Origin of the sequence: Microcoleus sp. FACHB-1515 (assembly GCF_014696105.1) — a bacterium.
Taxonomy (GTDB): Bacteria; Cyanobacteriota; Cyanobacteriia; order Elainellales; family Elainellaceae; genus JAAUTJ01.
In genome coordinates this window covers 14628-39850 of sequence record NZ_JACJPO010000044.1, presented here as the reverse complement: position 1 = coordinate 39850, position 25223 = coordinate 14628, and the positions used below count along the sequence as shown (strand labels likewise).

The window sequence follows — 25223 nt, the reverse complement described above, 5'->3', positions numbered from 1 at the left end:
CGTAATCTTGTTAGAAGGTTTGAGAACGATTGAACGGGGAATTAAAAAATATCTGCGGGATCAGCCGTGCGTAGCTTATTCATTGCAACCGTTCCAGAAGCAATGCACATGATTAAAGTCAAAATTAAAACGGTAACGGCACGAAGCAGCGTCATTCCGATCGGCAATCGGGTGGCAACCTGAGCAATTTGATACAGTCCCAAAGACAAACCAAATCCCGGCATAAAGCCTAAAACAGCTAGAATAATTGACTCTTGAATCAAAACGCCAATCAGGTAGCGATCGCTATAGCCCATTGCTTTTAAGGTGGCGTATTCTGGCAGGTGATCGGAAACATCAGAGTAAAGCACCTGATAAACAATCACGGTTCCAACAATGAAACCCACAACCGCGCCGAGTCCAAATACAAATCCGATCGGCGTTGCATTTGCCCAGTATGCTTTTTCGCGAGCCGCAAAACTTTCGACGGTCAAAACATCAACATCTGGCGGCAATCGAGCCGCGATCGCCGCTTGCACCTGTTCGCGATCGGCTCCGGGCTGCAAGCGAATTAAACCTACATCGATGGCGTCGGGATGGCGATTCGGAAATAGCTGCATAAAGGTTGAATCGCTGGTGATTACATTGCCATCGGCCACAAAAGACGCGCCCATTGTGAACACGCCTGCCACTTGAATCAGCGATCCGTTCATTTCTGTTTCGAGAAAAGGAGATTGGGCAAACAGCGAAGCGATCGCGCCATATTCCGGTCGGCCTGCTTGATCAAACACGACGCGATCGAGCATTTTAAGCTGATCGAGATGTTGGGTAATATCGTTTGCTCTGAATGCTGAATTCGCTGGATCAATGCCGAATACGAGAATCGGGCGATCGGTATTGGTGGTGGGATTTCGCCATAGTCCTTTGTCAACCTGGAGCCAGCTAACCGATTCAACACCGGAAATTCCAGTTGCCTGATAAAGGTTAGCTCTAGAAATACTTTTGACTGCAAAGAACGTTTCAAACTGTGGATTGACTAAGAACAAATCGGCATTGAGGGCATAGTGGGGTCGCACTGAAGTGTCGTACAGCGCATCCTTAAAGCCCAACTGAATAAACATTAAAATATCGGCAAAGGCAATTCCTGCTAAAGAAACAGCCAAGCGCGTTTTTTCGCGGGTGAGCTGATACCAGGCGACAGGCGTTTTGCGGCGAAACTTGAACATTTTATTCTCCTAAAAATTGATTCAAATTGCTACCGCTCGATCGCCACCTGCACCTGCAAATTCGTGAGTCCTGCAACCTGTTTGCTCTGTTGCGGATCAAGGCGAATTTTCACTTCAATCACGCGGCGATCGAGGTTTTCACCGGGCTGATTGCTAAACACATTTTGCTGACTAACTTCTAGGCCAAGTTCGCTGACCGTGCCTGCGATCGTGCCGGGAAACGCCTGACTGGTAATGGCGACGCGCTGGCCGACGCGGACTGAACGGATATCAGTTTGGTAGACTTCGGCCACAACTGCCATGCTGCGAGTTTGTCCCAGTTCCAGTAGTCCGTTTTCTCCAAGTTTTTCTCCCGGCCAAGCGTGAATTTTCATGATTTGGCCTGCGATCGGTGCGCGGATGCAGGACTGGTCGAGGTCGGCCTGAGTGCGCTGCATAGCGGCGATCGCGCGATCGATTTCCATTTGGGCAACGCGCATATCAACCGGACGCACTTCCTGAATGCGGCTGAGGTTCGCTTCGGCTTCGCGAATTTGCGCTTCCAGCGTGGAAACGGTGCGATTTTGCTGGGCAGAAGCTTCGAGCAACTGCGCCTGCGTGGTTTCCACCAGCAGCCGTTTACTGTCCAAAGCAGACGCCGCGATCGCTCCCTCCAGATACAGCGCGTGGAAGCGATCGTATTCAGTTGTGGCGTTGTCGAGTTCCGCCTGCCGCTGCGCGATCTGGGCAGTTTGGGCGGCAACGGCTCCCTGCAATTCGGCCTGCAATCGAGCGATCGTCGCCTGCTGCGCTGCAATTTCTCCGGTTTTCGCGCCTGCTCTCACCTGCTCATAGCGCGACTGCGCGACTCGCACTTGCTCTTGGGCTTCTCGCAAGGCCGATTGCAGGCGATGGGAAGAATCCAAAACGGCAATCACCTGTCCTGGCTGCACCGAGTCGCCTTGTTTAACCAGCAGTTGCGCGACGCGATCGCCATCGAGCGTCAGCGGCGCAGAAACGCGAATCACTTCTGACACAGGCTCTAGGCGACCCAGTGCCGTGATTGGAGCATCAACGGTGGCAGTGGGCGGCGCGATCGATTGTGCCGCAGCGCGACCCCCATTCCAGATTCCAGGCTGTTCCAAAATGTCGAGCAGTCCGACTGGCGCGATAATTTCGCCGATTTGTCGTTTCCCAACGCCCAGCCAGGAGAGACCATACAGCGTGGAACCGATCGAAGCCGCGATCGCCGCCGCCACAAATCCGGTGTTCCAATAGTTCAATCCTTTGGAGGGAATGCGGGTGACTGTTTCAGGTGCGGGTGCGTCTGCGTCGTCCGCATCGGCCTCGTTCGGTGGCAGCGGGGTCGATGCAGGTGGAACTGCCGAACTGGGCGCGAGTTCAACTTCTTGCTTCCATTCGATCGCGTGTTCGCCCGATCGCCGCTTGTAAATTCGCAGGGCGTCCAGTTCGGCAATGTTCAGCGCTTGAAACAGCTTGCCCAGATAGGTGCTGGTGGCCTGCGGTTTCAAGGATCGATTCGACTCCAACAAAATATATAGACAAGCGCCTTGGCGTTTGACGCGGGCGGTAATGCCGTGCGGCTGAATCAGTTGATTCAAACAGCTTGCAATTCCCTGAGAATGGCCTTGTTTTGCGATCGAAAAAATATCAGATGACACCATAGCTAAACTTTGGAAGAACGATTTCAAGCTTGAATTGAGAAATCATTGGCCGTCAGGGTTGGACGATTAGCCAACGCTGCAAATGCACCTCCTTTACCAAAACCATCGACTGCACCATTGGGGTTGTAGAACAATCGATTGTTGTTCGCGTTGTAAACAATCAAGGCGCGACTTTCTCTAGCCGCCTGATTGGTGGCTACGATCGCAAACTCTTTGGAATGACTAAAGCTTTGCCTGCGAGACTTGAGGGCTGTGAAGGTGCGCTTGCCCAGCACGATCGAGTCAGCTTCAGAAAAATCCAAAATTTTATCGACGCCCAAATCTTGACGCTTAAAAGCTTTGCCCGTGTTGAAGATAAATTGATCTGTACCCGCACCTCCTTCAAGAATGTCGTTTCCAGCATCGCCTTGAAGCTGATCGGCTCCGCTGCCGCCTTCCAAGCGATCGACGCCACCGCCGCCCAACAATCGATCGTCGCCGTTTTTGCCGATCAGCAAATCGCGATTGCCCCGACCTTCCATCTGGTTCGATTTCGCCGTGCCGATTAGATAATCTTTTCGGGCTGTGCCAATCATGTTGCGCTCAGATGGGCGATCCTGAGGCGGCTGAATGATTTCCGACTGATCGATCGGCACAGTGACAGGATTGAAGTTCTGCAAGCTTCCAGTGTTGGCATTCAGCTTGGCAATCCAGGTGTCGATCGCTCCGGCGTTCGCCGCACCCAGCGAACCTTCGGTAAATCCGGTGACGTAAAGATTGCCGGACTGATCAACGGTTAGCTTGGTGGCATAGTCGGTTTCGGCAGAGCCAAACTGCTGCATCCAAAGTTGATTGCCGCTGGTGTCATAGCTGGCAACCCAAGCATCAAATCCGCCTGCATTCGTGCCGCCCAAATTGCCGTTTGTGTAGCCTGCAATGAAGAGGCGGTCTTGTGCATCCACCACAAGGCTGCCGAGATACAGTCCGTCTGCGCCGCTCGTTCCAAACTGCCGAATCCACGCTTGCGTACCGTCCGGTCGCGTTTTGGCAAGCCAGATGTCTTCCTGTCCGGCATTCGGGCCACCCAAACTGCCCAGCGTCCAGCCGACGTTGTACAAATTTTGCTGACTGTCAATGCCCAGCCCCCAGGAAAAATCAAACGATGGGCTGCCAAACTGAACGACCTCTTGATTCGGGTTGGGGCTGAGTTTTTCAAGCTGTCCGGTGGCGTTATCAAATTTAGCCAGCCAAGCATCGTAGTAGCGAAATGTCTCTAAGCTGCCGCCTTGACCGGAGAAATCGCCGTATGTCCAGCCTGTTGCATAAACGGTTCCGTCTCTGCCCAACGTGATGCCATAAGCTTCGTCAAACAGGGCAACCGAATTTTCGGGCGAAGCCACTTCGGTGAACCATTGCCGATCGCCATTAGCGTCGTATTTTGTCACCCAAAAATCATCTTGAAGCGGAATGACTTTTAGCAGGTTGGTATCTGGTCGGGGGTCTTCGCGGACGGTCAGTCCGGAAACATAAACAGCACCCGAATCATCCGCGACGATGTTGGTTGCAGCGGTTAAATATTCCGATCCTAACTGTCGTACCCAGAGTTGATTGCCGTTGCTGTCATATTTGGCAATCCAGGAATCTTGTGCAACTGAAGAAAAGGAACCCGCCAAATCGCCTTGCGTTCCACCGACGACATAAAGATTGCCAAATCGATCGGTGGTCGCGCCAAACGCAATGTCATATTTGGAGGTGCCAAACTGTTTACTCCATAGCGGATCGCCCTCGCTATTGTATTTAGTAATCCAGGAATCGTAAGAGCCTGAATTCGCACCTTGTATTACTCCATTTGTTGCACCAACCACATAAAGATTGCTCTGCAAATCAGTTGCGATCGCCGTGCCAAGCTCCAAACCTGCTGTGCCAAACTGCTTGATTTTCGGCTGGCTGGGGGCGATCGCTGGAGCAGTACCAGCATATTTGAAATTAGGGCTTGTTAGGTCGAGATTATAGTTTGCAAATACAATGCCAATCAGGTCATTCTCGAATACAGACGTGCTGCCGGATTTCTTTTCAAAAATGGCCGTTCCCAGAAACGGAACGGTCACGAGTTCGTAGTCGCTGGCAGAGCCACGTAGCTGAATTTTGTCTTGTCTGGAATTGAAATCAAAAATTAAGTTGAAATCGTTATAATCCAGCCTACTGTAATAGGACGTTTTCCAATCGCCGAGCACAAACGTATCCGCTCCACCTGCGGGCGGATTGCCACCTAGAATATTCAGAAAATCTTGAAAAAGAAAGCGCTTAATGACTTCTGAATCGCCAAAAAACAAGTCAATTTGAATAGGCGTTTGACCCGCTGAATTCAGTCTTTGATCGAAGGGATACAAAACATCATCTCCCGTTCGACCAAACACAAGCTGGTAGTCTCCAAATCCAGCAAAAACAAGATCGCTGGCAGGTGTCAGCGTCGTAAACAACGCATCGTATGGGCTAGCAGGCAATGCATCATCCGTGCTAAGCAAAGTTTGAAACAACAGATTGTAGAAGTTGCCGATCGCTCCAAATGCTTGCTCAGCCGGATCGATCGTGCTTGCAGTGAAAGTTGATGAGCTAGTCGAGCCAGTGGGTGAAGTGTAGGCGGCACTCAGCAGCGCTGGCAGTGTTTTCAGCAAAGCATCTAACTGATCTGAGGTAGTCATTATTCTAATTTCCTTGATGGTACGAGGGCGTCTCTGTGAGGCGAAATTGAATCGAGATAGATGCCCTACTTCACAAATTTCTTCTGCATTCAAATCCCTAATCTGTTGCTTAAAACTCGATTACTAAAAGCTGGTTTCAACACACCAACACTCAATTTTAAGAGATGAGTTAGGAATGATTGATGACGTAAAGTTTAACATTAACCAATTGCCATCGTCTCAAGATATTACTAAGCCTTAATATTTTTGAATGCTCCTGCAAATCATTCATAAGCCTGTATTAACAACGAAAAGTTGCCAAATCATCAAATCAGTAAACGCAGGTTGTTAAATTCATGAGAAGTGAATTTTGCTGTTTCTCCAACAGCAAAATTCACCATCATCAGGCTGCCTTCTGAAACATCACGGCCATACTCGTCCGAAAACTGAACCAGTAGCCAAACAGCAAATGGAATAAAAAGCGAGGAGACGTAAGTGCTTTACGAATATTGCTAGGTTCATAGATGACATCTAGGGTTCCGCCCATCAAGCGGACATATTCATTCCAGGCACGACTGTTCATGCCAAACATCAAATCGTGAAAGGGGCGATCGAAAAAGTCAACAGGCGTCCAACCCTGATTTTTTCCCAGCAATTCTGTTACCTCACGAGTGTACATGTGCAGGTGATAGGGAACATGCACTTCGTTATAGTATTCGGCTAAATCTGGACGGTTCAAATCGATCGCATCTGCGTTTGGAGCACCAATCAAAATATAGCCACCGGGAGCTAACAGGCGATCGAGTTTTTGTAGCAAAATGGTCGGATCTTCTACATGTTCAATCACATCTTGAAGCAGAATGTAGTCAAACGGTTGCTTGTCCAAAATGGCGCGATCGCCAAAGCGTTGCTCAGTGGAATAAGGGTCATAGCCATAGGACTTTGTGAAGCCCAGAGAGCGCAAATACTGCACAAATAAGCCGTTTCCACCGCAGCCATAATCAAGCAGCGAATGGTGTTGAGAAAACCCGTGCTTGGTTAATCGACGATGAATGTTTTTGTAGCAGGCGCGAGCAGAATCATGAGCAACTGCGCTGGCGATCGGATATTTGGCATAATACTCATCCAAATTCACCATATCCAAACAGTGAATCGTTCTGCATGTGGGACATCGCCACACTTTAAATGTTTGATTGCGAAAGGCGCGAACATTGCAGGGGAAGGTCGAAAACAAAGATTCATCGTTGGGATCAATTCGATAGCCGCAAATTGAACATTCTAAGCGTTGACCGTTAATTTCAGTCTGGGATTGTAGCGGTTCGGATGCATTGAAAGCATCCAAATGAAGAGATGAATTTGTCATTTTTTCCTCGAAACTTAGATGGAAAGAAACTGGTTTAGCAGATTTTTTGCGATCGCTGAAAGCTGCTTGTCCTGACCGAGAATCACATAGGGCATTCCTGCTCTTCGGGCGCATTCGCCGTCACGATCGTCGCGATCGCCAATAAACAAACACTGCTCAACGTTGACATTTAGCTTTTCAGCCGCAACCAATAAACCTGTCGGATCGGGTTTGAGTCGGCGCACATTGCGATCGATCGCGCTCACTACACAGTCAGGCGACAGGCCTAATTGTGCAAGCTTAGCCTGAGGAGGATAGTCGGAGAAAACTCCTGTTGCAATTCCTCGATTTGTGATGCATTGAAATAGCTGCAATATCTCTGGATGGCGGTACGAGTAGATGTATTTCAATGGCACCTGATCTACCCATTTTTTTACGGCTGTACGCACCTTTTCGGGGGGAACACCTGCTGCAATTGCTGCCCATTCATACTGAGCAGATTCGAGATCGTCAACAACTTGATCGACGCGACTTTCACGCTCGCGAATGAAGGTGGTGACAAGCTGAATTTCTTGCAAATCTTTTGGATGAAACAAATAGTATCTGAAAACTTCTAGCCGGACTCGTGCATACATTCTTTTCAGATCGTAAAACGTTCCATCGACATCAAAAATGACTGCTTTGACTGATTTGAGATCAATCGAGACACAGGAATTTTGGAGTTTCGATCGCGCCAACCGCTTAACTGCCATAAATTTGTCTCCAGTAGACTCGAATTGGTTTGAAAACATGCATTCCCAAACAGAAAATTATGTAGTAGATCAGCATGATCGTGTAGGCAATCCAACTGCGATCGAGCAGCGGATCGAATTTGAAAGCAAGAATTAGTCCAACGAAGAACACAATTTGCAGCCAGGGCATAATGCCGCCCTGGTAAGACTTCAATGCAGGACGACCCTCTCCCCAGCCCGCCACATCTTTTTCCACAATTCGCCGGACTGCCAAAAAGCCAATTCCCGTGCAAAATGCAGCAAACATTAACAACACGGGCATTCGATCGTCTGTCACCAACAGCGTTCCCATCAGCAACCGCAGCGGCATTGTTGTTGCATTCACAAACAGTTCCAGATAGGGAATGTTTCTAGCAATCAGTGAATAGAAAAGATTAACGCCAACGAAGGCAAGATAGATGAGACCGATGTGAACACCAAAACACAAAAATCCGATCGCTGTTCCGATCGAAATCAAAGAAATAGCAAGCGTTGCTGCTGCCTTTTTGGGAATTCTGCCAGAGGGCAGGGGACGATTCTTCTTCAGCGGATGCTTCGCATCTTTTTCAAGATCAGTGATGGCGTTGACCGTATAAATGCCGCCATAAAGACAAACATTGAATGAAAAATAGAGAATTACTAAATAAGCAAAAAGGGATGCATCAATCTTTTCGGCAAAGCTGATTACTCCTAGGACAACGAATGCGAAATTTGTGTGAAATTTGAAGCGGATTAGGCTGAGATAATCGTTTAGCGTTTCTTGACTAAGCGTTAGGGAGCCGTTGCTTTTATTCATGGTCGTCTTACCTCTCCAGGTGAATCTAGGGCAAACCGTACTCAAGCCTCTACAAGTGGTTTTGATTAGTCAGCAATTGGGAATTGGCAGCGGAAGAAGCCGTTTGCTGCTGATTTTGAATGCGCTTTCGATTGAGTTGAGGTACGCCGATCGATCGATACATGCGATCGCCAAGCTGCGGAAATAATTGCCACAATGCCAACAGCAATTTGGTAAATCCAACTGTGAAGCTGTCTTGATTGACGATCGTTTCGGCTTGGTTGTATCGAATTGCTTTGAGAACGGCGATCGCAACATCATTGGGTGTGGAAGTGCCGGACAGACGAGGAGCGGAAATACCCGTGTCCGCGAGCATTCCCTGGTGAGAAACATAGCCCGGACAAACTGTTGAAAGCGTCACTCCTGTACCAATTAATTCTTGCCGAAGCGCATCGCCCCACATCAGCAACCCTGCTTTGCTAGCCGAGTAAACGCTGTCGTAGGGATGTCCTTTTTTCGCCGCTAGCGATGCCATGTTGACAATGTGGCCGCTGTTGCGACCGAGCATTCCCGGCAAAACAAGACGAGATAGTTCGATCGCGGCTAATAGATTGGTAGACAAAACTGCCTGCAATTCCGCAGTCGAATAATCTTGAAAAGCGCGATAGATCTCGATGCCTGCATTATTGATCAAAATATCAACGGAACCAGCAGCTTGCTCAACTTTTTGCATGAGAGTTGGTAGGCTTTCAATTTGACTGATATCAAACGGAATGCCAATCCATTTTCCGCCTGCTTTTTGAACCACTGCGCCGATATTTTCTAATCCTGCTGGAGAGCGGGAGACGCCAACGATTGTCGCACCTTCGGCAGCGATCGCCTGTGCAACTACGCTGCCGATTCCGCGTGACGCTCCAGTAAGCAACACAATTTTTCCAATGAGGGTCGTCATGACTGTGCAACCTCTTGAGCAATTTTTGGTTGGCGATCGATGCTTGATTTGAGTGAGGAGAAATGCCTTCCGCCCAGTTCAATTTTGTTTTCGGCAATGCCGGATTTGAGACGATCGAGCAGATAAGAAAGATCGGAAGCAATGATGTTGATGCCGTGATCCGGTTCGACTAATCCAGCGAGGGCGATCGTGTCTCCGTATTGGTTCACCAAGCTTTGAATTCCGAGAAAATTGAACACGCCCGATTCATAAGTTCCGCAGGGAACGGAAGGGTTTTGAACGCCCGTGCAGTATTCGTGATTCGCCTCAAACCACTGCATTGTGGGATAGCCGTGAAAATGCACCATCGGCATTCCTTGCTGAATTAAATTGGGGGCATAAAGGGCAGCAGCAAGGGCGATCGACACCATCACATACAGGTCATAAGACGGTCGAATGCCGCCTGCATTGGGATCAATTCCAGTAGGCAATTGCAGCAGCAATTTGTCTTGAAGTCCGATGCGTAACACATCAGTTTCCAGGTTCAAATCTGTTTTGTTGGAGCCGGAACGAGAGCTAACCACCCAAATATCGGGTAGCTGTTTGTAGGCGATCTTGTCTGCAATTTTGGTTCTGATGTAGCGTCTGCCGATGCGATTTTGGCGCAGTTCATCGCTGCTAAATCCATCAACGGGGGAGAGATTGTTCCATTCCCATTCCGCCAGTTCGGATGCGCCAATGTATTGCGGCGGTTCGGCATAAGCGACAAATCCGTAAGATACGCCTGTCCGTCCGTTTGCCATCCAGTCAACAATATCGCGGTGTGATTTGCGTTTGATTACATCATCAATTTTGAAGCCGGAGGGTAACAGATTGGTGTTGGCCAATTCCTTACCCATCTGCACCAGTTTGGCGGCATAATTTGACTGTGTGGGGTCATATTGTCCGACTTCAAAACGGCTCAGCGGCAAGGGTAAAATCGGCACGTAGACTTTCGGAATGAGCGATCGACTGACGAATCGATCGATCTCCTCGATCGGAAAGGTCGAGTCGGACAGGTTCATGTTGAGAATTGAAAGCTGTGTATCCGATACGCCGACGACAATTTCGGAAAAGGTGCGGATCAAGGTGCTGACGCCGATCGGAATTTTTTGTGGGTAGGGAAGTTGGGGATTGGTGAACTCTCGATCGAGCTTGGTGAGAACAATCACCTGTGTATTGGTGGGATCTTCCAGTGGCCGAATATTTTCTTCTGCCCAGCCGATGAACTGAGTGATTTTGCTAGCTGAAATCTTTTGTTTCCAGACAAAGCGCGAATAGAACTGGTAGAGTTTTTCGGCAGTCCAAATTTTGATTTTGCCCAGCCAAGAAGGATAGCGCTCAACATCAACAACCGCGCTGATATCCGATTTCACGACTCGCGTTGCGATCGTTTTCTTCCAGGGCGTGAAGGGAACTTTCACGTCATAAGAAAATTCTTTGGTGGCCTGTTCCCAAGAGACAATTTGAATGCCGTTCGATCGCAACTGTTGCTCCAAGGTTTCTCGAAAGTTGAGAATTGCTGTTTCTTGGTATCCGTTTGGCAAAGGTTTGAAGGTGATTTTAAGCTGCTTTGCCATTGCCTGCGGGTCGATCACAGGCGCTTTGAAATTGGGGAGGCGATCGCACCAGCCGCCGATCAGCCGACCGATTGTTTGCAGGCTGAGGTCTTGGCCGTTGCTGGTTGCGCTGCATTTTTTGTCGTCTGATTCGCGCAGAAATGAGAGAATTTCGGCTTTGCGATCGGCCAAAACGGTGCGAATTTCTTCAGTCAAAACGCCTTTGGGAGAATGAATTCTGAGCTTGTCATTTTCGGCTCGCAACTGTACGCCTTGCTGCGTCAAATTGTCTACCAGTTCGGATATGTTCATTTGGGTAATTGCTCCTAATAAAACTTGTTTTCAAATTTCAAAGATTTCTTCTTCCGAAGCTTCTAGCGTTTGGGCAAGATGCTGTGAAAGCGATTCAACGGTTGGATAATGCACGAGTAGAAGCGGTGATAGATCCAATCCGAGCGCTGCCTTCGCTGCACTGACCACGCTAAGCGCCAACATCGAATCTAAGCCGTAGCTGTCGAAGGGCGATCGCGGATTCAAATCTTCAGCTTTCACGCCGATCGCTTTGGCGATTTCTTGCAGCAACCAGTCTTGAATTTCGCTGGCGGTCAACAATTTGGGATGCAGTTGGCGCAAAGTGGGAGGGTCGATCGATTCTGATGTTGCTGTTAGGAGTGAGTCGGTTTGTAGAGTCGGAGAAAATCGATCAATCCAGTAGCGATCGCGCTGCCAGGGATAGGTTGGCAATGAGACAAATTGACGAGCATAATCTTGATCGAATGCAGTCCAGTTAATTTTTGTACCCAGTTTATAGAGGGCGCTCAAGCTGTCGAGCATCTGTTGCCAAGCGGGGCGATCGGGGTGCAGGCTGGTGAGCCAGTGTCCGGCATTGGGTAGCCGTTGCGCTCCGATTGGCCACAAAGCTCCAGTTCCCAGTTCGAGAAATACGGTGCAGCCTTGATCGTGCAGCGTTTGCAGGCCAGCCGACGCGGAATCTGCTTGGGTGCGCCAGTTGGAGAGGGCGATCGCCTCGGTCACAAATTTTCCGGTGCGGCTGGAGACGATCGAAATTTGGGGCGCGATGGATGGCAATTTGAGTTCGGCATCCGCATCCCGATTGACGAACTGGAGCGCGTCTTTGAGGCTCAACATCCCAGCAGCGCAGGCCGCCACAACTTCGCCCACGCCGCTGCCCAGCGCGATCGCAGGCGCAACGCCCCAAGCTGTCCAAAGCTGAAACAGCGCATATTCGACGGCAAATTCCGCAAGCGGGCTGTGATCGGTGTCTGGCAATTCCAGCATCGATCGATCGAGCTTGAGAATTTCTCCACAGCGATCGATCGTTTGGCGAAAGAGCGGCTGCGTGTCGTAAAGCGATCGTCCCAAATTGGCCGCGCCTCCAGAAAATAGGAACGCGATTTTAGGCGGGGTAGTGGCTTTGAGGAGCAGTTGTCGATCGCCGCGATTGAAGGCGGATAGCTGGTCACAAAGTTCGGTCGCGGAGGCAGCGGTGAGGCTGAGGCGATAGGGGAAGTGCGATCGCCCACAGTTCGCCGTGAAGCAAACATCGGCTACCGACTGATCTGGATGTGCGATCAGATGTTTTTCATACTGCTCGGCCAACTGGCTCAGGGCGGCTTCACTTTTGGCCGAAAGCGTCAGCAGATGCAGCGGACGTTCCCGTGTGATCGGTTTGGCAGGCGCGATCGGAGCTTCTTCGATCACCAGATGGGCGTTTGTGCCGCTGAAGCCAAAGGCGCTGACGCCCGCGAGTCGAGGTTGAGTGCCGATCGGCCAGGGCGATCGATCGGCAACCACTTGAATCGGCAATTCCCAGTTGATGTGCGGATTCGGCGTTTGGAAGTGCAGATGAGCGGGAATTTCGCCATGCTGGAGGGCAAGCACGACTTTGATTAAGCTGGCGATGCCGGATGCGGCTTCCAAGTGGCCGATGTTGGTTTTCACCGAGCCGATTCGCAAGGGACGATCGCTCGATCGCCCTTTGCCGTAAATTGCGCCGAGCGCTTCAACTTCGATCGGCTCTCCGATCGCCGTGCCCGTGCCCTGCACTTCGACATAATCGATTTGTGCCGGATCGATCGCGCCATTTTCAAGGGCTTTGCGGATCACGGTTTGCTGTGACAGGCCGTTCGGGGCGATCAGGCTGCTGCTGCGTCCGTTGTGGTTGACGGCACTGCCGCGAATCATGGCTAAGACGCGATCGCCATCCCGCACGGCATCCGAAAGTCGCTTCAGAATCACCACGCCGCAGCCTTCGCCGCGCACATAGCCGTTTGCTGTCGCGTCGAACGGGTTGCAGCGACCGTCGGGATTGAGCATTCGGGTTCGCGAAAAGGCGATCGTGCTGTCGGGAGCCAGCAGCAAGTTGACGCCGCCCGCCAAGGCAACTTCACATTCGCCGGTGCGGAGTTGCTGACAGGCGAGATGCACGGCGACGAGCGAGGAAGAGCAGGCGGTATCAACGGCTAAGCTGGTTCCTTTCAGACCCAGCGTGTAGGAAAGTCGTCCGGCAGCGACGCTGAGGGCGTTTCCGGTTGCGGAGAAGGCATCGATCGCGCTGAAGTCGTCGTGATTCCAGATCACGCGGTTGTAGTCGTTGGCGCAGATGCCGATGAACACTCCGGTTGTGCTGTTGTACAGGCGATCGATCGGCTGGTTGGCGTGTTCCAAAGCTTCCCAACTGACTTCCAGCAAAAGCCGCTGCTGCGGATCAAGGCTGCAAGCTTCGCGGGCGGAAATCCCGAAGAACTGCGGATCGAAGCGATCGACCTGTGACAAAAAGCCGCCTTTGCAGGTGTACATTTTTCCGGGTGCGTCCGGGTTTGGGTCGTAATGCGCGGCGGCGTTCCAGCGATCGGCAGGCACGTCGGAAATCGCGTCTTCGCCGTTTCGCAGCAATCGCCAGAAAGCATCGGGACTGTCGGCTTTGGGAAAGCGGCAACCCATGCCGATGATAGCGATCGGTTCGCGTTTGGCCGCTTCGATCGCGTCGAGCTTGGCCTGCATCGCTTCGAGGGCAAGCAGGGCGCGTTTGACGGGAGACATTTGGGAAGAATCAACTGCATTCATTGGCTTTAGTACCTCATGCCGTTTAGTTTGCTGAGCAGTAACGCTTCGGCTTCGCTGTCGGAAAGGGCTTCCAGGTCGGGGGCGATCGATTCGGGGGCAATCGATTCGGGGGCGATCGGTTCCGCTGGAGCTTCCACTACCGGGAACAGTTCTTCCAGCAGGTAGTCCACCATTGCCTCGACGGTGGGATAGTCAAAGGCGAGCGAGGTCGGCACGATGCATTCCAGGCTGGTTTGCAGACGGCTTCGCAGTTCGACGGACATCAGCGAATCCATGCCTAAATCAGAGAAGCCTTGCTGCGGATCGATCGCGTCGGCAGAACTCAAACCGAGAACCTTGGCGATTTGCGATCGCACATGCGCCATCAGCAGACGGCGGCGATCGATCGGAGTCGCGCTATCAAGCTGGTGGCGAATTTCGGACGGGACGGCAGTTGGGGCAGTTGTTAATAGTTCAGCCAGAAATGGCGGAATTATGCCTTGCGGTAGGGAGAATTTTGACCAGTCGATCGGGACGACGCCCGCCTGCGTGATCCGGCGATCGAGCAGTTCGCCTAAGACCTGCAAGCCCTGCTCGGTCGCGATCGGCGTGATGCCCTGCGCTGCCCAGCGTTTCTGCTCGCGATCGCTCAGGCTGGCGGCCATGCCCGCTTCGCCCCAAGGCCCCCAGTTGATGCTGCTGCTGGGCAGTCCCAAGGCGCGGCGGTGGTGCGACAGCGCATCCAGGAAGGCATTCGCGGCGGCGTAGTTGCCTTGTCCGGGTGAACCGAGCAGGGCGGAAATTGAGGAGAAGCAAACGAAAAAGTCGATCGATTGCTGCTGCGTCAGCCTGTGCAGATTCCAGGCTCCGGCGATTTTGGGCTGCATGACGCGATCGAACTGCGCCCAGGTTTGACCTTGCAGCAAGCCATCTTCCAGGACACCCGCCGCATGGAGAATGCCGCGCAGCGGTGGCATCGAAGTGGCGATCGTGTCGAGCAAACGCTGGACTTCTTCAAAGTTGGCGACATCGGTTTGAGCAATCAGCACTTGCGTTCCGGCTTGTTGAAGCTGGTCGATTTGCTGCTGAACGGTGGGAGAGGGCGATCGCCGTCCGGTCAGCACCAAATGTCGAGCGCCCTGCTCTGCCAGCCAGTGAGCCGCTTGGATGCCCAAAGCGCCCAATCCGCCCGTGATCAGATAGCTGCCGTCGGCGCGGATCGGGGTAGTGGAGTCGGGAATACGGATGACGACTTTGCCGATGTGTTTGGCCTGCGCCATGAATCGAAACGCGCTCACCGCGTCTTGCAGCGGAAAGACTTTGTGCGGAAGCGGTTGGAGCGTTCCGGTTTGGAAGTCGGCCATCAGTTCGCGCAGCATTTGAGAAATCAAATCCGGCGTTTGCAGCGAAATGTCGAGCAGGTCAAAGGGAAAATAGCCTACGTCCGATCGCGCTGCCTGCATCTGTTCGGCTGTCCAGATGCCGAGCTTGCCAATTTCCACGAAGCGCCCGTTCGATCGCAGTGCCTCTAGGCTTTTAGGAATGAAGTCGCCGTTCAGACTGTTGAGGACAACATCGACGCCTTGCCCATCCGTGCGGCTGTGAATTTCGTCGGCAAAATCCAGCGATCGCGAGTTCATCACCTGCTTGACGCCGCCGGATTTGAGGACATCCCACTTACTCGGACTGGCGGTTGCCCAAACCTCCGCGCCGATCCGCTGGGCAAGCTGGACGGCAGCCTGTCCAACGCCGCCCGCTGCGGCATGAATCAAGACGCGCTCTCCAGCTTGCAGTTGGGCTTGGCGATGCAGGCCGTAGTAAGCGGTCAAGAACGTGGTGGGAATGGTGGCGGCTTCCTCGAAGCTGAGGCGATCGGGCTTCGGCACGACAAAGGCGGCGGGCACGGTGACGAAACTGCCCAAACTGCCGATCGTCTGCGCGGCAATCACGGCATCCCCGACTTTCAGATCCGAAACGTTGGAGCCGATCGCCACAATGATGCCGGAACATTCGCCGCCAAACGGCAAATCAGTTGCATCTGCAATGCCCATCTGCTCGGTGTAGTCCTTCAGCATTCCCAGCGCGTTCAGCACATCGCGGAAATTCAAACCGACGGCGCGAACGGCGATTTCCACTTCGTCCGGGGCGGGCGATCGCCGCGTCATCGGCTGAAGCATCAGGTTTTCCAAAACGCCATAGCCCGACGTTTTCAGTTGGAAAGGCGCATCGGGAATCGTCAGCGCATCCGTTTGGGTCGATCGCAAGCGCACCAGTCGCGGCACAAAGCGATCGCCGCGTCGGTAAGCAACCTGATCGTTGGAATCCTCAGTGGTGACTTCGGCCAGCAGTTCAGCGTCGTTCTGTCCCGCTGGGTCGAGGTCGAGGCGGACGCAGCGCAGTTCGGGATGTTCGATCGCAATCACGCGACCCAATCCCCAAATCGGCGCTTGCTGAATTTGCAAAGTTGAAGATTCGATCGGCTGTGCGCCCTGCGTGACGAGCCACAGGCGCGGCGATGCTGTCCATTGAACAAGTGCCTGAACGAGATGCAACACGCTTCCGCAGCTTGCTTCCTGTGCAGATTGCAGATCGTCGGGCGTGGTGTCGAGGCTCCACAGGTGAATCACGCCTTGGCATTGTCCGACGTTCTCCAGGAGTCGCTGAAAATCTGCGGGATTGGCAGCATTGATTTGATAGCGATCGCCCTGCTGCTCGTAAGCGGTTCCGATCGAAACCAGGATGGTGCGATCGCCTCGTGCTTCCAACCGTTTCGCCAATGCTTCGCCGCGACCTTGACGATCGGCAAAGATCAGCCAGGTTTCCCCGGTGGCGCGATCGATCGCGGTTGCCTCCAGAGCGCAAGGTTGCCAGGTGATTTCATACAGCCAATCTGCCGTGTCCGGCGCTTTGGACGGCAGCACTTTTCGCATCGCCCGCTCAAAGGCTTTGCGGCTGACGCGCCGGAAGGCGATGCCCTGAAGCTGTGCAACCAGGCCATCTTCGTCAAACAGGTGCAGATCGGCTTTGAGGCTGTGCGAATCGCGAGTGTCGATCGCATCGATCCGACTCCACAGGCGCAAACCGGGACGGCGATACACTTCGAGTTGGGCGAGTTCGATCGGCAGATAAACATCGTCCCCGCCAGTGGGAAAACAGTTGCCCAAAACCTGAATGCAGGCATCGAGCAGGACGGGATGCAGGTGATAGCGATCGGCATCCCTCACCAGATCAGCAGGCAGGCGAATTTGTCCCCAAATCCGATCGCCCTCTGTCCAAATCTGCTCGATCGCTCGAAAACTGCGGCCATAGTCGAAGCCGCGATCGCTCAGTCCTTGATAGTAGTCTGCGGCGGAAAATGCAGAGTCGGGCTGCGGTTGGGGAATTGGGGCGATCGCAACTTCCGCCTGATTCAGCTTGCCCGTCGCGTGCAGCGTCCACGACTCAGCATCGGCAAGGCTGAAAATCTCAAATCGATAGCCGCTTTCTGAGGGCTGCAAGACGATTTGCAGCGTTTTGACCGCTTCCGACAGCACGAGCGCTTGCAAAATGGCGACATCGGTGAGGGCGATCGCCTCCGTCTTCAGCACTGCCGCACCTGCCGCGATCGCCATTTCCAGGTAGGCCGTCGCAGGCAGCAAAACGGTTTGATAGATCTGGTGGTCTTCCAGGAAAGCGGGCGATCGCGCCGTCAGATGCGACTCAAACCGGATGCTGTCCACTCCCGCCAAATGCAGCCGTTGTCCTAAGAGCGGATGGGCGGAAGTTGGAATGGAAACCAGCGGGCGATCGCGCTTCACCACATCGACCCAGAACGACTGCCGCTGAAACGGATAGGTCGGCAGGATCAGGCGATGGCGCACATAGTCGCGATCGAAGCCGTGCCAGTCGATCGCCACGCCCTGCCGATACAAATCGGCCAAGCTGGACAGCATTTGCTGCCAATCGGTTTGACCGGGGCGGAGGCTGGGGAGCCACTGATAGCGATCGTCGGGCAAGCACTGCCGCCCCATGCCGAGCAAAACGGGCTTGGAACCAATTTCGACAAAAACCCGGTAATCCTGCGCCTGAAGCGTTTGCAGGCTGGCGGCAAACTGGACAGGGCTGAGAATGTGCCGACACCAGTAATCTGCTGTGGCGATTTCGTTCGTGATCAGTTGGCCTGTGAGATTCGAGACGAGCTTGATTTGCGGCGCGTGATAGGTGATTTCGCTGGCAATCTGGCGAAATTCGGCCAGCATCGGCTGCATCAAGGGCGAATGGAAAGCGTGGGAAACTTGCAGCGGCTTCGTTTTGACGCCCTGTGCTTCCAACGTGGTGCAAATCGTTTGGATGGCATCGCGATCGCCCGAAATCACCAGATTGTGTGCGCCATTGAAGGCGGCGATCGCCACTCGATCGGCGTAGGGGGCGATCGTCTCGGCCACGTGACCCGGATCGGCCAGCAGTGCCACCATTGCCCCGGTTTTCGGCAACGCCTGCATCAGTCGGGCGCGGGCGGCAATCAGCTTCAGTCCGTCTTCCAAGCTGAACACTCCGGCAACGCAAGCGGCGGCATATTCGCCAACGCTGTGACCCATCATGATCGCAGGCTCCACGCCCCACGACTGCCACAGCTTACAGAGCGCATATTCGATCGCAAACAAAGCAGGCTGCGTGTAGATCGTTTCGTCCAGCAGTCCGGCTGTGTCGGAGTACAGGACTTCCAGCAGCGGCTTGTCGAGATGCTGCTGCAAAATTTCGGCACAGCGATCGATCGCCGCTCGAAAAGTCGGCTGCGTGTCGTACAGTTGCCGCCCCATGCCGACAAACTGCGACCCTTGACCTGTGAACAAAAACGCCAGCTTCGGCGGATTGCCGTCGATTTGACTGGACTGAGGGCGATCGACAAGTTGATCGGCAAATTCTTGAGCCGATCGCGCTACGATCGCCAATCGATGTTTGAACGGTTTGCGTGTCGTGTTGGCCGTAAAGCAGACATCAGCAGGATTGGGATTTTGGGTGAAATAGTTGCGATAGCGATCGCTCAATTCGCGCAGGGCTTCGGGCGTTTTGGCCGATAGCGTCAGCAGATGCAGCGGGCGATCGATCGTCGGCGCGATCGAAACTGAGGCGGGTGCTTCTGCCAAAATCACATGGGCATTTGTGCCGCTGGCTCCAAACGAACTGACTCCGGCAATTCGGGACTTTTCCCCGATCGGCCAAGGAGTTAGCTGGGTGGGAATGTCGATCGCATATTCGTCCCAGTTGATGTAGGGATTGCGCTGCCTCAGGTGCAGATGCGGCGGAATGCACTGATGCTGAAGCGACAGCACGACTTTAATTAGTCCGGCGATGCCTGCTGCCGATTCCAAATGGCCGATGTTGGTTTTCACCGAACCAAGCTGGAGCGGGCGATCGAGCGGGCGATCGTCCATCAGCACTGCGCCCAATGCTCGCACCTCGATCGGGTCGCCCAGCGGCGTTCCGGTTCCGTGCGCTTCGATGTAGTCCACTTCGGCGGGCGCGATTTTGGCCTGACTGAGCGCCTGTTTGATCAATAATTCTTGGGCGGTTTTGTTGGGCACGGTGAAGCCGCTGCTGGCTCCGTCTTGGTTGACGGCAGATCCGCGAATCAGGGCGAGAACGTTGTCACCAGCGGCGATCGCGTCCGACAGTCGCTTCAGGACAATCACGCCGCAGCCTTCGCCCCGCACGATTCCATCGGCATCGGCATCAAAAGTTTTGCAGCGACCGTTCGGTGCGAGCATTTTCGCTTTCGAGAGGGCGATCGTATTTTCCGGCGACAAAATTAAGTTGACGCCGCCCGCCAATGCCTGATCGCACTCGCCATTCCGCAAACTTTGGCAGGCCAGATGCACGGCGACGAGGGAAGACGAGCAGGCCGTGTCGATCGCCATGCAAGGCCCCTGCAAGCCCAAGGTGTAGGCCAATCGTCCGGCAACGGCGTTGAGCGGATTGCCCGTCAGGTAGTAGGCGTCAAGCTGGCTGAGGTCGCCATCGGGCATCAGCAGGCGGGCATAGTCGTTCGTGGTGACGCCGACAAAAACGCCAGTCTGCGGCGAATGCGACACGCCTGCGGATTCGAGCGCTTCCCAACTGACTTCCAGCAAAAGCCGCTGCTGCGGATCGAGCTTGGTGGCTTCGCGGGGCGAAATGCCGAAAAAGTGAGCGTCAAATCGATCGACCTGTGAGAGAAAGCCGCCGTCGCGAGTGTAGGTTTTTCCCGGTGCGTCCGGGTCGGCATCGTAGACGGCATCGACGTTCCAGCGATCGATCGGCACTTCCGTCACGGCATCGACGCCGTTGACCAGCAGTTGCCAAAAATCTGCGGGCGTTTCGGCTCCACCGGGAAAGCGGCAGCCCAAACCGACAATGGCGATCGCTTCAGTCTTCGCTTGTTCGACGGCTTCCAGCTTGGTGCGGGCTTCTTTCAACGCCAGCAGAAGCCGCTGCGACGAATTAAGCTGGTCTACTTTCGTACTGATTGTGTTGAGATCCACCATGTCAGTTCCTTTGCAGTAGTGATTCAAGTTCAGCCAGTTCCGCTGCGATCGAGGCTTCCAGGGCATCGTCGGAAAGCTGCTCAATGGCGGCGATCGCGTCCAGGTCGATCGATTCGGCATCCTCCGATTCAGCCGCTTCCCAGCCGAGAATTTCGTCACCGATGTAGGCGGCAAGCGCGGCGATCGTCGGGCATTCAAACGTCAGCGTGGGCGGCAGCGAAGTCGCGAAACTCTTTTCCAGTCGGGCTTTTAGCTCCAAGGCCATCAGCGAATCCATGCCCATCTCAAAAAAGCCGCGCTCCGGATCGATCGATTGCGCCTCGCTTGATCGCAGCACGGCGCGAACTTCCGCTTGCAGAAAGGCCGCAAGCTGATCGAGGCGATCGCCCTCCGCAGCAGCAGCAATTTGTTCGATCGCAGCCGATCGACTTTGTTCAACGGGCGATGCGGGCTGGACAGATCCGAGATGGGCGAGGAGCGATCGCTCCCCTCTCGCCTCGTAAAGCGGCTTAAATATCGTCCAGTCCACGTCGGCAACGGTGGCCTGAACCGCGTCAGAATTCAGCAACAGGTTGAGGGCGGCGATCGCCTGCTGCGGCTGCAAGAGGCGGATGCCCATGCGGGTGAGCCACTGCTGCGCTTCTTCCGAGGCCATGCCGCCGCCTGCCCAAGGCCCCCAGTTGACGCTCAAGGCCGGAAGGTTTTGCAGCCGTCGCGCCTGAGCAAAGCTGTCGAGAAAGGCATTGGCAGCGGCGTAATGTGCCTGTCCGGTCGATCCCCAAACCGAGGCGATCGACGAGAAGACCACGAAGAAACTTAAGTCAAGCTGCTGAGTTCGCTCATGCAGCAGCCAGGTTCCCGTCACCTTTGCCGCCAAGACCGCTTCCAGCGCTTCGTACTGCATCGTGGCGATCGGCTGATAGTTCACCGTTCCCGCTGCATGAATTACGCCATTCAAAGGTGGCAGCGTTTCGATCGAATCAAACAGCTTAGACAGGCTATCGGCCTGCGTCACATCGGCCTGAGCCGCCAGCACGGTGACGCCTGCGGACTGGAAGCGATCGATCGCCGCTTGTGCCGTTTGGGAGGCGGGCTTGCGTCCGGTCAGCACCAGATGTTTTGCGCCGCGATCGACCAGCCATTCGGCAATCAGCAGCCCCAGCGCACCGAGTCCGCCCGTAATCAGATAGGTGCGATCGGCCTGAATGGTGACGGGCTGGACGGGTCGCGGCTGGGTCGGAACGAGTCGCTCCGCATAGCGCTGGCCGTTGCGATAGGCCAACTGGTCATCGCCTTGCGGATCTGCGAGGTCGGCACAGAGGCGATCGATATCTTCCACTGTGGGTTCTGGCGGCAAATCAATCAGTCCGCCAAATAGATCGGGATGCTCCAGCGAAACGACTTTGCCCATGCCCCACAGCAGGGCGGGAGCCGGAGAAGCCATGCTTTGAGAAACGGCGATCGCCCCTTGCGTCACCAGCCACAGCCGAGGCGCGTCCGCGATCGTGGCGAGTGCCTGCACCAGATGCAAAACGCTGGCACAGCTTAAGCGCTGAGCAGCTTGCAAATCGGCCTCGCCTGACCCCCACAAATGCACCACGCCTAGCAGTCGGTGCGGCTGGGCTTGCAGGTCGTGCAGCACTTGCTGAAAATCAGTTGCGCTGTTGGCGTCAATTTGCCAAATTCGATCGGACTGAGCGCTGTAGCTCGTTCCGGGATAAATCAGCGCACACTCGTCGCCTTGCGATCGCAGTCGATCGGCCAGTGCCGTTGCGATGCCGTTGCGATCGGCCAGAATCAGCCAAACGCCTGATGCCGTAGATGTTTCGATCGCATTTTGGCGCGGTCGGAACTGCCACTCGATTTCGTACAATAAGTTTTGAACGGTGGGATCGATCGAGGGCGGTTGCGTTCTAACCAGAGCATCAAGCAGTTTCGGCAGTAAGTTTCGTTCTTCAGGCGACAGGTTGGCGGTTTGCGCCTGTTCCGTCAAGAACTGCACCAGATCTGCTGCGGCTTGCGGAGGTTTGGCAGGTTGGGAAACCCAGTAGCGCTGACGCTGGAAGGGGTAGGTCGGCAGAACAAGACGCTGACGGGGGTAGTCGCGATCGAATCCGCGCCAATCCACCGAAACACCCTGCGCGTACAGCATCCCCAGACTGCTCAAAAGCTGCTGCCAGTCGGATACTCCGGGTCGCAAGCTGGGGAGCCAGGTGAATTCAGCCTCGGTGGACGAAAGGCACTGCCGTCCCATGCTAAGCAGAATCGGTTTCGCACCAATTTCCAGCAGCAGGGCGCATTTTTGCTGTGCCAAGGTTTTCATGCCATCGGCAAAGCGAACGGGTTGCAGGATGTGATTGCACCAGTAGTCTGCACTGGTCACTTCATCGGTAATCAGGTCGCCCGTGACGTTGGAGATTAAGCGAATACGCGGAGCCGAATATGAAATGCTGTTGGCAACCTCAGCAAATGCCGTCAGCATTGGCCGCATTAGCGGCGAGTGGAAGGCATGGGAAACAGGTAATCGTTTCGTTTTGATTTCAGCGGCGGCGAGGCGATCGCCCAACTCATGAATCGCCTCCTTCCGACCAGAAATCACGACGCTTTGCGGACTGTTGATTGCTGCGATCGCCAAATCCGCAAATGGGGCAATCCACTCGATCGCCTGTTCCGCGCTCGCCATCACTGCCAGCATCGCCCCATCAGCGGGAAGTGCCTGCATCAGTCGGCCTCGTTCGGCAATCAGCTTCAGGCCATCTGCGAGGCTGAACACTCCGGCAACGCAGGCCGCAACGTATTCTCCAACGCTGTGCCCCATCACGATCGCAGGCTCGATGCCCCAGGACTGCCACAGCTTGTAGAGGGCATATTCGATCGCAAACAAAGCGGGCTGCGTGTAGATCGTTTCGTCTAGCAATCCGTCTGCGTGGTCGGAGTACAGGACTTCTAGCAGCGGCTTGTCCAAAAGCAGTCGATCGCTACACTCGTCCAACACGGCGCGGAAAGTCGGCTGCGTTTCATACAGTTCCCGCCCCATTTGCACATACTGCGAGCCTTGGCCTGTAAACAGCATGGCGACGCGCTGGGTTTTGCGAGTCGCCTGACCTTTGATGCAGTCGGTAGAATTGCCGTCAGTAGAATTGCGATCGGCAAAAGCGCGGAGTTGCTGGCGCATCTGCATTGCGGTTTCCGCGACGATCGCCAGCCGCTGCTCAAAGTGCGATCGCCCCGTATTTGCCGTAAAGCAAACATCCGCCAAGCTGACATCCGACTCCAGGTAATCGGCATAGCGCTGTGCCGAATCGCACAACGCCTGCTCGGTTTTGGCAGAAAGGGTCAGCAGATGGTGCGATCGATCGACACTCGCCGCAGACTGCATCGCAACGGGCGCTTCTGCCAAAACGACATGAGCGTTAGTTCCGCCGAATCCGAACGAGCTAACGCCCGCGACGCGATCGCCTGTGGCAGTCCAGGGTTGGCGATCGGTGGGAACGGCGAACGGCGTCTTCTCAAAGGAAATCAGCGGATTGAGGCGCTTCAGGTTGAGATGCGGCGGAATTTCTTCATGCTCCAGCGACAGCACGACTTTCAGCAAGCCTGCCATACCCGCTGCCGCTTCCAAGTGGCCGATGTTGGTTTTCACTGAGCCAAACCAGCAGGGCTGATCGGTGCGGCCTTGCATCAGCACAGACTTGAGCGATTTGATTTCGATCGGGTCGCCCAGCGAGGTTCCCGTGCCGTGTGTTTCCACGTAGCTGATTTGGGCGGGGGAGACGCCTGCATTTTCGAGCGCTTGCCGAATCACGGCTTGCTGCGAAGGGCCATTTGGCGCGGTCAGTCCGTTGCTGAGTCCGTCTTGATTGACGGCACTGCCGCGAATCACGGCGCGAATTCGATCGCCATCCCGCACCGCATCCGTCAACCGCTTCAGCACCACCAAACCGCAGCCTTCGCCGCGCACATAGCCATCCGCATCGGCATCAAAAGTTTTGCAGCGACCGTCCGAGGCCATCATTCGCGCCTGAGAATAGGCAATCGTCTGGGCGGGAGACAGCATCAGGCTGACGGCTCCGACCAAACCCAGATTGGTTTCGCCGTTGCGGAGGCTTTGACAGGCGAGGTGAATTGCGACCAGTGAGGACGAACACGACGTTTCGATCGCCAAACTGGGACCTCGCAAATTCAGCACATACGAGAGGCGATTGGCGGAAATCCCGATCGTATTTCCCGTGCCGTCATACGGACTAACCGCACCGAGATCTTGCGTCAGCAAAATCCCGTAGTCGTAGTTGCCGCAGCCGATGAATACGCCCGTCTGACTGCCGGAAAGCTCAGCCGGAACGATGCCCGCATTTTCCAACGCTTCCCATGCGACTTCCAGCACCAATCGCTGTTGCGGGTCGATGCGCTCTGCCTCGCGGGGCGAGATGCCAAAGAACTCCGGGTCAAACTGATCGACGCGATCGATAAATCCGCCGTAGCGGGTGTTCATCTTTCCCGGTGTGGCAGGTTCCGGCGCATAAAAGTCGTCAATGTTCCAGCGATCGGTTGGAATCGGCGCGATCGCGTCTACACCGTTTCGCAAAAGCTGCCAGAAAGCTTCTGGATTATTTGCACCCGGAAATCGACAACCCAAACCCACAATTGCAATTGGTTCCACCATTCACCTCCCATTCCACCAACGATGCTTCATAAAGCATCGATTTATG

11 protein-coding genes are annotated in these 25223 nt (G+C 54.3%); all 11 read right to left on the bottom strand.

Features of this window, described 5'->3' with window-relative positions; genetic code table 11:
- Nucleotides 1-41: 41 nt before the first annotated feature.
- The gene (gene devC / locus H6F67_RS15370; protein WP_190767505.1) at nucleotides 42-1205 is read right to left on the bottom strand and encodes an ABC transporter permease DevC; all 1164 of its coding nucleotides are present in this window, start codon (nucleotides 1203-1205) and stop codon (nucleotides 42-44) included.
- A gap of 29 nt (nucleotides 1206-1234) precedes the next feature.
- Nucleotides 1235-2869 (bottom strand): ABC exporter membrane fusion protein, encoded by a 1635-nt coding sequence (locus H6F67_RS15365; protein WP_190767504.1) that lies wholly within the window; start codon nucleotides 2867-2869, stop codon nucleotides 1235-1237.
- Nucleotides 2870-2892: 23 nt separating this feature from the next.
- Nucleotides 2893-5550, bottom strand: a complete 2658-nt coding sequence (locus H6F67_RS15360; protein ID WP_190767503.1) for an SBBP repeat-containing protein — start codon at nucleotides 5548-5550, stop codon at nucleotides 2893-2895.
- A gap of 382 nt (nucleotides 5551-5932) precedes the next feature.
- The gene (locus H6F67_RS15355; RefSeq protein WP_190767502.1) at nucleotides 5933-6892 is read right to left on the bottom strand and encodes a methyltransferase domain-containing protein; all 960 of its coding nucleotides are present in this window, start codon (nucleotides 6890-6892) and stop codon (nucleotides 5933-5935) included.
- A gap of 14 nt (nucleotides 6893-6906) precedes the next feature.
- Nucleotides 6907-7623 (bottom strand): HAD family hydrolase, encoded by a 717-nt coding sequence (locus H6F67_RS15350; RefSeq protein WP_190767501.1) that lies wholly within the window; start codon nucleotides 7621-7623, stop codon nucleotides 6907-6909.
- A complete protein-coding gene (locus H6F67_RS15345) occupies nucleotides 7613-8437 on the bottom strand; it encodes a UbiA family prenyltransferase (RefSeq protein ID WP_190767500.1) in 825 nt (274 codons plus the stop codon). Before H6F67_RS15345 ends, H6F67_RS15350 begins: the two co-directional genes overlap by 11 nt.
- Before the next feature lie 49 nt (nucleotides 8438-8486).
- Complete coding sequence (locus H6F67_RS15340) at nucleotides 8487-9368, bottom strand: SDR family oxidoreductase (protein WP_190767499.1); 882 nt, start codon at nucleotides 9366-9368, stop codon at nucleotides 8487-8489.
- Nucleotides 9365-11257, bottom strand: a complete 1893-nt coding sequence (locus H6F67_RS15335) for a hypothetical protein (RefSeq protein ID WP_190767498.1) — start codon at nucleotides 11255-11257, stop codon at nucleotides 9365-9367. The genes H6F67_RS15340 and H6F67_RS15335 overlap by 4 nt, the downstream gene beginning before the upstream one ends.
- A gap of 30 nt (nucleotides 11258-11287) precedes the next feature.
- Nucleotides 11288-14032 carry a type I polyketide synthase gene (locus H6F67_RS15330; protein ID WP_190767497.1) on the bottom strand — a complete coding sequence of 915 codons (2745 nt, stop codon included), beginning with the start codon at nucleotides 14030-14032 and terminating at the stop codon, nucleotides 11288-11290.
- A 5-nt stretch (nucleotides 14033-14037) separates the two neighbouring features.
- Complete coding sequence (locus H6F67_RS15325) at nucleotides 14038-20634, bottom strand: type I polyketide synthase (protein ID WP_242020652.1); 6597 nt, start codon at nucleotides 20632-20634, stop codon at nucleotides 14038-14040.
- Nucleotides 20516-25177 carry a type I polyketide synthase gene (locus tag H6F67_RS15320; RefSeq protein ID WP_199304448.1) on the bottom strand — a complete coding sequence of 1554 codons (4662 nt, stop codon included), beginning with the start codon at nucleotides 25175-25177 and terminating at the stop codon, nucleotides 20516-20518. The genes H6F67_RS15325 and H6F67_RS15320 overlap by 119 nt, the downstream gene beginning before the upstream one ends.
- Between the last annotated feature and the right edge of the window lie 46 nt (nucleotides 25178-25223).

What these genes read in the sequence shown, in the direction of transcription:
- devC (WP_190767505.1), bottom strand. Translation starts at nt 1,205, where the DNA reads ATGTTCAAGTTTCGCCGCAAAACGCCTGTCGCCTGGTATCAGCTCACC.
- H6F67_RS15365 (WP_190767504.1), bottom strand. Translation starts at nt 2,869, where the DNA reads ATGGTGTCATCTGATATTTTTTCGATCGCAAAACAAGGCCATTCTCAG.
- H6F67_RS15360 (WP_190767503.1), bottom strand. Translation starts at nt 5,550, where the DNA reads ATGACTACCTCAGATCAGTTAGATGCTTTGCTGAAAACACTGCCAGCG.
- H6F67_RS15355 (WP_190767502.1), bottom strand. Translation starts at nt 6,892, where the DNA reads ATGACAAATTCATCTCTTCATTTGGATGCTTTCAATGCATCCGAACCG.
- H6F67_RS15350 (WP_190767501.1), bottom strand. Translation starts at nt 7,623, where the DNA reads ATGGCAGTTAAGCGGTTGGCGCGATCGAAACTCCAAAATTCCTGTGTC.
- H6F67_RS15345 (WP_190767500.1), bottom strand. Translation starts at nt 8,437, where the DNA reads ATGAATAAAAGCAACGGCTCCCTAACGCTTAGTCAAGAAACGCTAAAC.
- H6F67_RS15340 (WP_190767499.1), bottom strand. Translation starts at nt 9,368, where the DNA reads ATGACGACCCTCATTGGAAAAATTGTGTTGCTTACTGGAGCGTCACGC.
- H6F67_RS15335 (WP_190767498.1), bottom strand. Translation starts at nt 11,257, where the DNA reads ATGAACATATCCGAACTGGTAGACAATTTGACGCAGCAAGGCGTACAG.
- H6F67_RS15330 (WP_190767497.1), bottom strand. Translation starts at nt 14,032, where the DNA reads ATGAATGCAGTTGATTCTTCCCAAATGTCTCCCGTCAAACGCGCCCTG.
- H6F67_RS15325 (WP_242020652.1), bottom strand. Translation starts at nt 20,634, where the DNA reads ATGCCGAATCGATCGACCTGGACGCGATCGCCGCCATTGAGCAGCTTT.
- H6F67_RS15320 (WP_199304448.1), bottom strand. Translation starts at nt 25,177, where the DNA reads ATGGTGGAACCAATTGCAATTGTGGGTTTGGGTTGTCGATTTCCGGGT.